The organism is Streptomyces sp. NPDC088733 (assembly GCF_044751185.1).
Lineage (GTDB): Bacteria > Actinomycetota > Actinomycetes > Streptomycetales > Streptomycetaceae > Actinacidiphila.
In genome coordinates this window covers 124,296-137,050 of the sequence record NZ_JBIVLH010000005.1, presented here as the reverse complement: position 1 = coordinate 137,050, position 12,755 = coordinate 124,296, and the positions used below count along the sequence as shown (strand labels likewise).

The 12,755-nt window shown below is 72.0% G+C and carries 9 protein-coding genes; all 9 read right to left on the bottom strand.

All coding sequences use genetic code 11. The features are described from left to right. Positions 1-15 precede the first annotated feature (15 nt). The 9 genes from ftsZ to ACIP64_RS11330 all read right to left on the bottom strand — a co-directional run bounded on the left by ftsZ (position 16) and on the right by ACIP64_RS11330 (position 12,729). A complete protein-coding gene (gene ftsZ / locus ACIP64_RS11370) occupies positions 16-1,251 on the bottom strand; it encodes a cell division protein FtsZ (RefSeq protein ID WP_401584132.1) in 1,236 nt (411 codons plus the stop codon). Positions 1,252-1,497: 246 nt separating this feature from the next. Continuing rightward, positions 1,498-2,280, bottom strand: a complete 783-nt coding sequence (locus tag ACIP64_RS11365) for a cell division protein FtsQ/DivIB (RefSeq protein WP_401584129.1) — start codon at positions 2,278-2,280, stop codon at positions 1,498-1,500. A 113-nt stretch (positions 2,281-2,393) separates the two neighbouring features. Next, positions 2,394-3,485 (bottom strand): undecaprenyldiphospho-muramoylpentapeptide beta-N-acetylglucosaminyltransferase, encoded by a 1,092-nt coding sequence (murG, locus tag ACIP64_RS11360; protein ID WP_401584126.1) that lies wholly within the window; start codon positions 3,483-3,485, stop codon positions 2,394-2,396. Between the two features lie 6 nt (positions 3,486-3,491). Continuing rightward, entirely contained in the window at positions 3,492-4,898 is a 1,407-nt protein-coding gene (gene ftsW, locus ACIP64_RS11355; RefSeq protein ID WP_401584123.1) for a putative lipid II flippase FtsW, read from the bottom strand. Positions 4,899-4,939: 41 nt separating this feature from the next. Then, the gene (murD, locus tag ACIP64_RS11350; RefSeq protein WP_401584742.1) at positions 4,940-6,349 is read right to left on the bottom strand and encodes a UDP-N-acetylmuramoyl-L-alanine--D-glutamate ligase; all 1,410 of its coding nucleotides are present in this window, start codon (positions 6,347-6,349) and stop codon (positions 4,940-4,942) included. A gap of 71 nt (positions 6,350-6,420) precedes the next feature. Further along, the gene (gene mraY / locus ACIP64_RS11345) at positions 6,421-7,485 is read right to left on the bottom strand and encodes a phospho-N-acetylmuramoyl-pentapeptide-transferase (protein WP_389251344.1); all 1,065 of its coding nucleotides are present in this window, start codon (positions 7,483-7,485) and stop codon (positions 6,421-6,423) included. Further along, positions 7,485-8,909: a UDP-N-acetylmuramoyl-tripeptide--D-alanyl-D-alanine ligase gene (gene murF / locus ACIP64_RS11340; protein ID WP_401584120.1), complete on the bottom strand. Its 1,425-nt coding sequence runs from the start codon at positions 8,907-8,909 to the stop codon at positions 7,485-7,487. The genes mraY and murF overlap by 1 nt, the downstream gene beginning before the upstream one ends. Next, positions 8,906-10,501, bottom strand: a complete 1,596-nt coding sequence (locus ACIP64_RS11335; protein WP_401584117.1) for a UDP-N-acetylmuramoyl-L-alanyl-D-glutamate--2,6-diaminopimelate ligase — start codon at positions 10,499-10,501, stop codon at positions 8,906-8,908. Before ACIP64_RS11335 ends, murF begins: the two co-directional genes overlap by 4 nt. A 197-nt stretch (positions 10,502-10,698) precedes the next feature. Beyond that, positions 10,699-12,729: a peptidoglycan D,D-transpeptidase FtsI family protein gene (locus ACIP64_RS11330; RefSeq protein WP_401584114.1), complete on the bottom strand. Its 2,031-nt coding sequence runs from the start codon at positions 12,727-12,729 to the stop codon at positions 10,699-10,701. Positions 12,730-12,755: the final 26 nt, after the last annotated feature.

The following is a 12,755-nucleotide window of genomic DNA, read 5'->3' as shown; positions in this document are numbered from 1 at the left end:
CACGTGAGGCTGTGCTTACTTGAGGAAGTCGGGTACGTCGAGTTCCTCGGCGCTGGTGTCCTGGTAGGGACGCGCCGGGGGAACCTGCGGGGCGGTGGGCTGGGCCGGGACGTCGGCCACCGGCTCGGGCTGGGCCGGCTCCTCGTCGCGCTGGGTGACACTGCCCAGACCCGCGAAGGCCGGACGCGAGGGCTCGGCCGGCGGGGTGGCCGGACGGACCGGGGGCGTCGCCGTGCTGCCGCTCTCGTCGCGGGAGCCGCCGTACGTCCCGAGCACCTTGTCCCGGTTGCTGCGGGTCGGGGGCTGGCCGCCGTCGAACCCGGCCGCGATGACGGTGACCCGGACCTCGTCGCCCAGGGCGTCGTCGATGACGGCGCCGAAGATGATGTTGGCCTCGGGGTGGGCGGCCTCGCTGACCAGTTGGGCCGACTCGTTGATCTCGAACAGGCCGAGGTCGGAGCCGCCGGAGATGGACAGCAGGACGCCCCGGGCGCCGTCGATGGACGCCTCGAGCAGCGGGGAGGAGATCGCCATCTCCGCGGCGGCGACCGCGCGGTCGTCGCCGCGGGCCGAGCCGATCCCCATGAGAGCGGAACCCGCCTCGGACATCACGGACTTCACGTCGGCGAAGTCGAGGTTGATCAGGCCCGGGGTGGTGATCAGGTCGGTGATGCCCTGGACACCGGAGAGCAGCACCTGGTCGGCGGACCGGAAGGCGTCCAGCACGCTCACCTGGCGGTCCGAGATGGACAGCAACCGGTCGTTGGGGATCACGATGAGGGTGTCGACCTCGTCGCGCAGCTGGGCGATGCCGTCCTCGGCCTGGTTGGCGCGGCGGCGGCCCTCGAAGGTGAACGGGCGGGTGACCACCCCGATCGTGAGGGCGCCCAGCGAGCGGGCGATGTTGGCGACCACAGGCGCGCCACCGGTGCCGGTGCCGCCACCCTCACCCGCGGTGACGAAGACCATGTCGGCGCCCTTGAGCACCTCTTCGATCTCCTCGCGGTGGTCCTCGGCGGCCTTGCGGCCGACATCGGGGTTGGCGCCGGCACCGAGGCCGCGCGTGAGTTCGCGGCCGACGTCGAGTTTCACGTCGGCGTCGCTCATCAGCAGGGCCTGTGCATCGGTGTTGATCGCGATGAACTCGACGCCCTTGAGACCGACCTCGATCATCCGGTTGATGGCGTTGACGCCACCGCCGCCGATGCCGACGACCTTGATGACTGCGAGGTAGTTCTGCGGTGCTGCCACGTCGAAGGCCTCTCGCCTCGAGTTACGTATACCTGTGGGACGGTCGGGAGGTGCCGGCCGACCCGAACCCTAACCCTCAGGTTTAGGGTTACCAGTATGTCTGTCCCGCACGTTCTTTGGGACAGGACACTAAATCGACAAGCGGTTCGCGTTCAACGAACACGCCGAACCTCCCGTTTTTCTTTTGACCCTATGTGATCACGCAGGAGCCGGACCAACCAGGGTGTCGAACGGAAGGCTGAGACGTCAACCGTCCGATGCCGCAGGGGCTGTTGGGGCACTCACGTCGTAGAAGACGGCATGCGCTTCGACTTTCATGAGCGCCGCGAGCGCGAACGCCTTTTCCTCGCCGCGCTCCACGCTCCCCCACACCACGGTGCGTCCGCCCGCCAGCTCCACCGAGATGTCGTCCCAGGAGCGGACTTCGATCAGACGGGCCTGCTGGTAGGCGGCTTTCGGGAGGTCGGCGGCGACCTGGACGGCAGCGGCGAGGAGCCGCTTTGTCCCGAAATGGCGAAAGCTCGCCGAGTTGCGGTCGGGGTTCAATTCGATGACGGGGACACCCTTGATGAGGTCGCGGATCTTCGCGAACCGTACGCCGTCGGCGTCCACTTCGATGAAGTTCCCGCCATCTTTCACCAGGGCCGCGGGAGTTCGCTCCGTCACTTTAAGAACGATCGTGTGCGGCCATGAACGTTCCACTGTCACATTCGCGATGCGCGGAAGGCGTTCCCGCAGCCGGCCGGCCACCGCGTCGGTGTCCACGGAGACCAACGGGCCGTCCAGCGGCACCTCGGCGGCGTCCCGTACCTCGTCCGGTGTCAGCACGTCGGTGCCGGTCACGGTGACGGACGTCGCGCGCAGCCAGGCCGAGCCGTACAGCAGCCAGGCGGACGTGCCCGTGAGCAGACCGGCGGCGGCGAGCGCCGCGAGCGTGATCGCACGGCGGCGGCGGGCCGATCCCGGCGACGGCTGGATCTCGTCGTCGCCCTGGTCGGCGGCCGGCTCGGCGGTCGTCGGTACGGCCACGTTCGCCTCCGGGGGTTGGGGGTGGGTTCGTCCGCTGCGCAGCAGGCTAGCCGCCCCGCCCGGCTCACCTGCGGGCGCACGCCGGTGGGTGGGCCGGGGCCCACCCACCGGGCTCAGCGACGACGGGCCGCGATCGCCTCGTGGACCATGCCGACGAGCAGCTCGTCGGCGTGCGGCCGGCCGAATTCGGCCGCGGCGCGGGACATTTCATACAGTCGGTGCGGATTGGTCAGGACCGGCAGGACATGGCCCAGCACCCATTCCGCGGTGAGTTCGGCGTCGTCGACGATGACGCCGCCGCCGGCCTTGACCACCGGCTGGGCGTTGAGCCGCTGCTCGCCGTTGCCGATGGGCAGCGGCACATAGGCCGCGGGAAGGCCCACGGCGGACAGCTCGGCGACGGTCATGGCGCCGGCGCGGCAGAGCATCATGTCGGCGGCCGCGTAGGCCAGATCCATCCGGTTCAGGTAGGGCACCGGGATGTACTGCGGCATGCCGGGCATATTGTCGGCCTGCGGGAGTTCGTTCTTGGGGCCGACCGCGTGCAGGATCTGCACGCCGGACTGCTGAAGTCGCGGCGCCACGGAGGCGATCACCTCGTTGAGCCGCCGCGCGCCCTGCGAGCCGCCGGAGACCAGCAGCGTCGGCAGGGTCTGGTCGAGCCCGAACGCGGCCCGCGCCTCGCCCCGCATCGCGACACGGTCCAGCGTGGCGATGGAGCGGCGCAGCGGGATGCCGATGTAACGGGAGTGCCGGAGCTTGCTGTCGGGTGTGCTCACCGCGACGTGCTCGGTGTAGCGCGAGCCGATCTTGTTCGCCAGGCCGGGACGGGCGTTGGCCTCGTGCACCACGATCGGCACACCGAGCCGCTTGGCGGCCAGGTAGCCGGGCAGCGCCACATAGCCGCCGAAGCCGACCAGCGCGTCCGCCTTGGTGCGCTCCAGGATCTGCTCCGCGGCCTTGATCGTGCCGCGCAGCCGCCCGGGCACCGTGATCAGCTCGGGGGTGGGCCTGCGCGGCAGCGGGACGGCGGGGATCAGAGCCAGCTCATAGCCGCGCTCGGGCACGAGCCGGGTCTCCAGGCCCCGTTCCGTGCCCAGCGCGGTGATCCCCACGGTCGGGTCCTGCCTGCGCAGGGCATCGGCAAGCGCGAGCGCGGGCTCGATGTGGCCGGCGGTCCCCCCACCGGCGAGTACGACGTGCACCGAAATTCACCGCTCCCTGGACGGCCGCCGTGCGACGAACCGCCTCATCGTCCGTGTCATTGCCCCCGGCCAGTAGCCGGGCCCCCGCGCCTTGAGTGCCGCCCGCGCCCCGGGCTCGCTCCTTGCGAAGGAGATGAGCAGCCCGATCGCGAACATGGTCGGCAGGAGGGCCGAGCCCCCGTAGGAGAACAGCGGGAGCGGGACGCCGGCGATCGGCAGCAGGCCGAGCACCGCACCGATGTTGACCACGAACTGAGCCGTGATCCACGTCGTCACCCCACCCGCGGCAAACCTGACGAAGGGGTCCTCCGTACGACCGGCCACGCGGATACCCGCATAGCCTAGAGCCGCGAAGAGGGCGAGCACCGACAGCGTCCCCGCCAGGCCCAGTTCCTCCCCGGTCACGGCGAAGATGAAGTCGGTGTGCGGTTCGGGCAGTTGGCCCCATTTTTCCACACTCGCACCCAGACCGGAACCGAACCATCCGCCGGAGGCCAGGGCGTAGATCCCGTGCACGGCCTGCCAGCAGCCGCCACTGGGAGTGACATCGGTGGCCCCGATGCAGGCGAGCCGGCCCATCCGGTTGCCGCTGGTCTTGATCAGCAGGAAGCCGATGACCCCCGCCACCGCCAGCACGCCCGCGAACAGCCGGGTGGGGGCGCCGGCGATCCACAGCAGGCCGAAGAGGATCGCGGTCAGGATGATGGCGGTGCCCATGTCGCCGCCGAGCATGATGAGGCCGAGCAGCAGGAAGGCGATCGGCACCAGCGGGATCAGCAGGTGCTTCCACTGCACGAGCAGCTTCTTGTCGTCCTTGCGGGCCAGCAGGTCCGCTCCCCACAGCACCAGGGCGAGCTTGCCGAACTCACTGGGCTGGAGCTGGAACGGGCCGCCGAGGTAGATCCAGTTCTGGTTGCCGTGCACCGACTGCCCTATCCCCGGCACCTGTACCAGTGCCATCAGGAAGACCGAGCCCACCAGCAGCGGGTACGCCAGTGCCCGGTGCAGCCGCACGGGGATCCGGGACCCGACGACGAGCAGCCCGGTGCCCAGCACGGCCGCGAAGAGCTGCTTGCGGAAGTAGTAGGTGGAGGGCAGCCCGTACTCCAGGGCCTTGATCTGGGACGCGGAGAAGACCATCACCAGGCCGAGGACGGTGATCAGCAGGCTGCTGCCGAGGATCACGTAGTACGCCGTCAACGGGCGGTCCCAGGCCCGCTTCACCCGGTCGAAGACCACCTTGGCGCCGCGCAGGGCGCTCCCCCGCGACGGACTCCGCGGGGGCCGGGGCGCGGGCGGCCGCGCGCGCCCCGGGCGGGGCAGTGCCGCCGCCGGGCGCGCCGGGCGGGCGGGGGCGCCGAGCGCGTTGCGGGAACGAGAACCGGGGGCGCCACCGTGGTCGGCTGCCGTCATGTCCCCTCCTTGGTCGCGGTGCGTGCCGGAGCGGCCTGCGGCTACTGCCCGGTGCCGGGGGCCCGCAGGTCCCGTACGGCCTCGGCGAACGCGTCGCCGCGGACGTTGTAGTTCGCGAACATGTCCATCGATGCACAGGCCGGGGCCAGGAGCACCGTGTCGCCCGGGTGGGCCAGGTCCCGCGCTGCGCGGACGGCGGCCGCCATCGCCCCAGTGTCGGTGCGGTCGAGGTCGACGACCGGGACCTCGGGGGCGTGTCGCGCGAGCGCTTCGCCGATGAGCGCCCGGTCGGCGCCGATCAGCACAACACCGCGCAGCCGCTTGGCGGCCCCCGTGACGAGCCCGTCGAACGTCGCGCCCTTGGCGAGGCCGCCGGCGATCCAGACGATGTGCTCGTACGCGGCCAGGGAGGCCTCGGCGGCGTGCGTGTTGGTGGCCTTGGAGTCGTCGATGTACGTGACGTCGTCGACGGTGCCGGCGTGCGCGATGCGGTGGGCGTCCGGGCGGAAGGCGCGCAGTCCGTCGCGGACGGCGGCCGGCTGCACGCCGAAGGCACGGGCGAGGGCGGCCGCGGCCAGCGCGTTGGCGATGTTGTGCGGGGCCGGCGGGTTCACGTCGGAGATCTCCGCCAGCTCCTGGGCGGAGGTGTGCCGCTCGGGGGCGAAGGCCCGGTCGACCAGGATGCCGTCCACGACGCCGAGTTCGGAGGGGCGCGGGCTGCCGAGGCCGAAACCGATCGCGCGGCAGCCCTCCTCGACGTCGGCCTCGCGCACCAGCGCCTCGGTCGCGGGGTCGGCCAGGTTGTACACGCAGGCGACCGTGTTGCCCTCGTAGATACGGCCCTTGTCGGCGGCGTAGGCCGCCATGGAGCCGTGCCAGTCGAGGTGGTCCGGGGCGAGGTTGAGCACCGCGGCGGAGTGCGGGCGCACGGAGGGCGCCCAGTGCAGCTGGTAGCTGGACAGCTCGACCGCGAGCACGTCGTACGGCTCGTCGGAGAGCACGACGTCCAGGACCGGGGTGCCGATGTTGCCCACGGCCGCGGTGCGCAGGCCCGCGGCATCCAGGATCGAGGCGAGCATCTGCACGGTCGTGGTCTTGCCGTTGGTGCCGGTGACCGCGAGCCAGGGGGCAGCCGCCGCGCCGCGCAGCCGCCAGGCCAGCTCCACGTCGCCCCAGACCTCGACCCCGGCCGCCTCGGCGGCGGTGAAGAGCGCACTGGTGGGCTTCCAGCCCGGGGAGGTGACGATCAGTTCGGTGCCCTCGGGCAGGGTGGCTCCGTCGCCGAGCCGTACGGCGACGCCGAGCGCCTCCAGGGGGGCGGCCTGCGCGCGGTGCCGCTCGCTGTCGCCGCCGTCCACCACGGTGACCCGCGCGCCCAGCGCGGCGAGCACCTCGGCGGCCGGGATCCCGGAGACCCCGAGCCCGGCCACCGTCACGCGGCGGCCCGGCAGCCCGAGCGCGCGGGCCGCCTCGACGGCGTGCGCGGGCAGCGTGCGCGGGCCGCCCTGCCCGGAGGGCGGCGTCACTGCGCGGCCACCCAGCCCGCGTAGAAGAGGCCGAGGCCGACGGCCATGCACATGCCCTGGATGATCCAGAAGCGGACCACGACCAGGACCTCGCCCCAGCCCTTGAGCTCGAAGTGGTGCTGGAGCGGGGCCATGCGGAAGACCCGCTTGCCGGTGAGGCGGAAGGAGCCGACCTGGATGACCACGGAGAGGGTGATCAGGACGAACAGGCCGCCGAGGATGGCGAGCAGCATCTCGGTGCGGGAGCAGATGGCCAGACCGGCCAGCGCGCCGCCCAGCGCGAGGGAGCCCGTGTCGCCCATGAAGATCTTGGCCGGCGAGGTGTTCCACCACAGGAAGCCGAAGCAGGCGCCCATGAGCGCGGCCGCGACGACCGCGAGGTCCAGCGGATGGGGCACGTCGTAACAGCCCGGCCCCGCGGTGACGACGTTCGAGCAGGACTGCCCGTACTGCCAGACGCCGATGACCGTGTACGAGGCGAAGACCATCACCGAGGCGCCGGTGGCGAGACCGTCGAGGCCGTCGGTGAGGTTCACGCCGTTCGACATCGCCAGGATCATGAACAGCGCCCAGATCACGAAGATCACCGGGCCGAGCGACCAGCCGAAGTCCTGGGTGAAGGACAGCCGCGTGGAGGCGGGGGTGACCCCGCGGGAGTCGGCGAACTGCAGCGACAGCACCGCGAAGGTGATGCCCACGATCAGCTGGCCGGCCATCTTCGCCTTGGCGCGCAGACCGAGGCTGCGCTGCTTGACGATCTTGATGTAGTCGTCCAGGAAGCCGACGACACCCAGGCCCGCGAAGAGGAAGAGCACCAGCAGGCCGGAGATCGTCGGCCGCTCGGAGGTGATCACCTTGGTGAGCGCGTACGCGACCAGCGTGGCCAGGATGAACGCGATGCCGCCCATGGTGGGCGTACCGCGCTTGCTGTGGTGTTCCTTGGGGCCGTCGTCGCGGATGAACTGGCCGTAGCCCTTGCGGGCCAGCAGCTTGATCAGCATCGGGGTGCCGATCAGGGAGAGGAAGAGTCCGAGGACGCCCGAGACCAGAACTTGGTTCATTACTGAGCGCCCCCGCCCTCGACGCCGTCGAGCAGCGCGAGCGCGACCCGTTCCAGTCCGACTGCCCTCGATGCCTTCACCAGCACGACGTCCCCCGGACGCAGCTCACTGCGCAACAGGTCGATCGCCGCCTCAGCGTCGGACACGTGCACCGACTCCTCACCCCACGAACCCTCGTTGTAGGCGCCCATTTGCACCCAGGCGGCCGCCTGGCCGCCGACCGCCACCAGCTTGCTGACGTTGAGCCGGACGGCGAGCCGTCCGACCGCGTCGTGTTCGGCGAGGGACTCCCCGCCGAGCTCGGCCATCTCGCCCAGCACCGCCCACGTGCGGCCCCCGCGTGCCTCGGCGGCGCGCCCCATGGCCGCGAGCGCGCGCAGGGCGGCCCTCATGGACTCGGGGTTCGCGTTGTAGGCATCGTTGACGACCGTCACGCCGTCCGGCCGCTCCACGACCTCCATACGCCAGCGCGACAGCGTCCCGGCTTCGGAGAGCGCGGTGGCGATCTCGTCTGTGGGCATGCCGAGTTCACGGGCTACGGCGGCCGCGGCGAGCGCGTTCGACACGTGGTGCTCACCGTACAGGCGCATGGTCACTTCGCTGCACCCGGTAGGCGTTGTGAGCGTGAAGACCGCCTGACCTCGGTCGTTGAGACGGACGTTCTCGGCACGCACGTCGGCGTCGGGGGCCTCGCCGAAGAACACGACGCGCGCCTTGGTGCGCGATTCCATGGCGCGCACCAAGGGGTCGTCCGCGTTCAGCACGGCGATGCCGCCCTCGGCGGCCTCCGGCAGCCCCTCGACCATCTCGCCCTTGGCCTGGGCGATCTGCTCGCGGCCGCCGAACTCGCCGATATGGGCGGTCCCGACGTTGAGGACCAGGCCGATGCGCGGCGGGGTCAGCTCGGTGAGGTAGCGGATGTGGCCGATGCCGCGGGCGCCCATTTCCAGCACAAGGTGCCGGGTGGACTCGTCGGCCCGCAGCGCGGTGAGGGGGAGCCCGATCTCGTTGTTGAGGGAGCCGGGGGTCCAGACGGTCGGGGCGAGCCGCTGGAGCACCTGGGCGATGAGGTCCTTGGTGCTGGTCTTGCCCGCCGAACCGGTCAGCGCCACGAGGGTCGCGCCGAGCCGTTCGATCACGTGCCGGGCCAGCCGGCCGAGGGCGAGCTGGACGTCGTCCACGACGATCGCGGGCACACCGACCGGCCGGGCGGCCAGTACGGCGACCGCGCCGGCCGCGACGGCCTGCTCCGCGAAGTCGTGGCCGTCCACGCGCTCGCCCTGGAAGGCGACGAACAGTCCGCCCGGCCGCACCTGACGTGAGTCGATCTCCACGGACCCGGTGACCCGAAGGCCGGGGTCCGGTATGTCGTACGTGCTCCCGCCGACCGCCTGGGCGACCTCGGCGAGGGTGAGTGGGATCACAGCTGGTCCTGGTCCTTCTCCTGCGCTGGTGTGCCCGCGGCGTGCCCGATGGCCGCGCGGAGTACTTCTCGGTCGTCGAAGGGGCGTACCACTCCGGCGATGTCCTGGCCCTGCTCATGGCCCTTGCCGGCCACCAGCACGGTGTCGCCGGGCCCGGCCAGGGAGACGGCCGTCGCGATGGCGGCGGCCCGTTCCGGCTCGACGATCACGTGGCCCCGCTCGTGCGCCGGGACCCCGGCGGCACCGGACAGCATCGCGGTGAGGATCGCGAGGGGGTCCTCGGAGCGGGGGTTGTCGGAGGTGAGCACCACGGTGTCGGCGAGCCGCGCGGCGGCGGCGCCCATGGGGCCGCGCTTGGTCTGGTCGCGGTCGCCGCCGCAGCCCAGCACGATGTGCAGGCTGCCCTTGGTCACCTTGCGCAGCGCCCGCAGCACCGACTCGACGGCGTCGGTCTTGTGCGCGTAGTCCACGACCGCCAGGTACGGCTGGCCCGCGTCGACCCGCTCCAGCCGGCCCGGGACGCCCGGCACGGCGGCCACGCCGTCGGCCGCCGTCTGCGGGTCGATCCCGGCCACCGCGAGGGCGGTGATCGCGGCGAGTGCGTTGGCGACGTTGAAGGGGCCCGGCAGCGGCGACACGGCGCTGATCCGCCGCCCCCCGGGGCCGACCGCGGTGAACGTGGAGCGCAGCGCGCCGATCTCGACGTGCTCGGCGCGCCAGTCCGCGTCCGGGTGGCCCTCGGCGGAGAACGTCGTCACCGGCACCTGCGCCTCGCGCACCAGCCGGCGGCCGTACTCGTCGTCGAGGTTGACCACGCCGAGCCGGCTGCGGCGCGGGGTGAACAACTGCGCCTTGGCCTGGAAGTAGTCCTCCATGCCCGAGTGGAACTCCATGTGCTCGGGGCTGAGGTTGTTGAAGACGGCGACGTCGAACACCGCGCCGTCCACCCGGCCCAGCACCAGGGCGTGGCTGGAGACCTCCATGACGACCGCGCCGACGGCCCGTTCGCGCATCACCGCGAACAGCGCCTGGAGGTCGGTGGCCTCGGGGGTGGTGCGCTCGCTCTTGATCCGCTCGTCGCCGATCCGCGACTCCACGGTGCCGATGAGGCCGGTACGGGTGCCGTGCACCGCGCGCAGGCCGCCCTCGACGAGGTAGGCGGTCGTGGTCTTCCCGGACGTGCCGGTGATGCCGATCTGCAGCAGGTCCTCGCCCGGCCGGTCGTAGATCTCGGCGGCCAGGTCGCCCATCGAGGAGCGGGGGTCCGGGGCCGTCAGGACCGGCAGCCCGGTCGCGGCGGCGCGCTCGGCGCCCGCCGGGTCGGTGAGGATCGCGACGGCGCCCAGAGCGGCCGCCTGGGGGGCGAAGTCGGCGCCGTGGAAGCGGGCCCCGGGCAGGGCCGCGTAGAGGTCGCCTGGACGGACGGCACGCGAGTCGTGGGTGATCCCGGTGATCGGGGCGGCGTCCTGCGCGGGCGGCCGCGCGCCCAGCCTCGCGGCCAGATCCGCGGGCGACTTGGGGCGGACCCGGACAGGGCGGGGCGCGCCGGGCTGGGGCTGTTCGGGTGTGGGGGACTGATCAGCGAGTGACACGGCGGTGAGAGTACCCGCCGGGCCGGTCCCGGGGCCAAAAGGCCTCCGCGCCGGTTCCCGGGCGGCACTTCGCCCCCCGGGGCCTCCCGGACGTTCCGCGTCCGCCGCGCCACCGTGCGTGCCCGCCGCGGCGGGGCCGTCCTCGGTCATGTCCGCCGTCCTTCCGCCCGCACGCCGTTGATGTCCCTCACGCCCCTTCACGACTTCGACGGGCCCCATTCGACCGGCAGGGCCGGCGCGCGCGTACCGCTGGGCGGCACCCGCAGGGACTTCAGGGCGAACTCCATGACCTGCTTGAAGACCGGGCCGCAGATCTGCCCGCCGAAGTAGCTGCCGCGCGTGGGGTTCTGGATCACGCAGGAGACGGTCAGCCGGGGCTTGTCCGCCGGCGCGAAACCCATGAAGGAGGCGGTGTAGCCACTGTAGGTGCCGGTGTCCGGGTCCACCCGGTTGGCCGTGCCGGTCTTGCCGGCGACGCGGTACCCGGCGATCCGGGCCTTGACGCCGGTGCCCTGCTCGCTGCCGACGACCGACTCCAGCATCGTGGCGAGCGTCCGGGCGGTCTTCGTGCTGACCACACGGGTCTTCTTGGGTGCGGCGGCGGGCACGAACTGCCCGTCGGGGCCGGTCGTCCCGCGCACCAGGCTGGGTTCCACCCGGACACCGCCGTTGGCGATCGTGGAGTAGACCGAGGTGGCCTGCACGGCGTTCAGCGACAGGCCCTGCCCGAACGGGATCGTGTACTGCTGGGAGGCGTTCCAGTCGTCGGGCTTCGCCAGGATGCCGGGCGTCTCACCGGGGAAGTCCAGCCCGGTGGGCCGCCCGATGCCGAATCTGCTCAGGTAGGAGTAGAGGACGCGATTGGCCTGTTTCTGATTCTTGCCGAGCTGTTCCGCGGCGAGGATCGTGCCGATGTTGCTCGACTTGGCGAGCACGCCGTTGAGCGTCAGGTACCAGGTGCCGTGGTCCACGTCGTCGTGGAAGACCCGGTCGGCGCGGGGCAGCGTGCCCGGCACGGTCACATGGGTCTCCGGGGTGGCCACGCCCTCGTCGAGGACGGCGGCCATGGACATCAGCTTGCTGACACTGCCGGGCTCGTAGGCGTCCTCGATCGCGAAGTTGTGCAGCGACGAGGCGTCCGCCCTGGACAGGTCGTTGGCGTCGAAGCCGGGCGAGTTGGCCATGGCCAGGATCTGACCGGTGCGGGTGTCCTGGACGACGACGTAGCCGCGGTCGGCGTCGGACTCGGCCACCTGGTCGGTGATGGCCCGCTGCGCCGCCCACTGGATGTCCCGGTCGAGGGTCAGCTCGACGTCCGTGCCGGGCTCCGCCGCCCGTTCGCGGACGCTGGCCGTGGGCACCCGGCGGCCGCCGGACTGGGCGTAGGTGATCGTGCCGTCCTTGCCGGCCAGGAGCTTGTCGAGGCTGTTCTCCAGGCCGCCGCCGCCGACGTCGGAGGCGTTGACCCAGCCGATGACACCGGCGGCGAGGTCCCCCGCGGGATAGACCCGCTTGCTGTGCCGCAGCCGGAAGACGCCGGCCAAGAAGTTGCCGCCGTCGTCCTTGGCCGCCTTGTCGGCCAGCGCGTTCTGCAGGTCCCTGATCTGGTTCCAGACCTGCGGCGACTGCTGGTGCGCGATGATCTCGTTGCGCGACTTGGGGTAGTTCGCCAGCTGCTTGGCGATGGTCTGCGCGTCGCCGTCGACGATCGGGGCCAGGAGCTCGGCCGCGCGCTGCGGGGCGTCCTTGACCTTGGCGTACTCGGGGGTGAACAGCAGCGGGTCGGCGGTGATGTCGTACGCGTCGACGGTGGTGGCCAGGTCGATGCCGTTGCGGTCGGTGACCGTGCCCCGCTCGGCGGGCAGCGTGGCCTTGAAGTTCCGGTTGATCTCCGCCTTGGCGGTGAACGTCGCCGCGTCGACGGCCTGCACCTGGAAGAGCCGGATGACGAAGGTCAGGATCACGAGGGAGAGCGCCAGGCTCACCAGCCGCAGCCGGGGGCGCGGTCTGCCGAGCCGCAGCAGCGCCGCCCCGGAGGGCGAGACCGGTCCCCGCGGCGCGGGACGCCGCACCCGCTGCCGCGGCGGCGGGTTGCCGGGGGCGTGCGCCTCACGGGGCGGAACGGGCCTGCGCGCGCCGCCGCGCGGAGGCTGGCGGCGCCCCGCAGCGTCGCGGCCGGCACCGGGCACGGGCCGCCTGCGGGGCGGTTCGCCGTCGTGGCTCACCACGCGGCGGTACCTTCACCGGCGCGGGA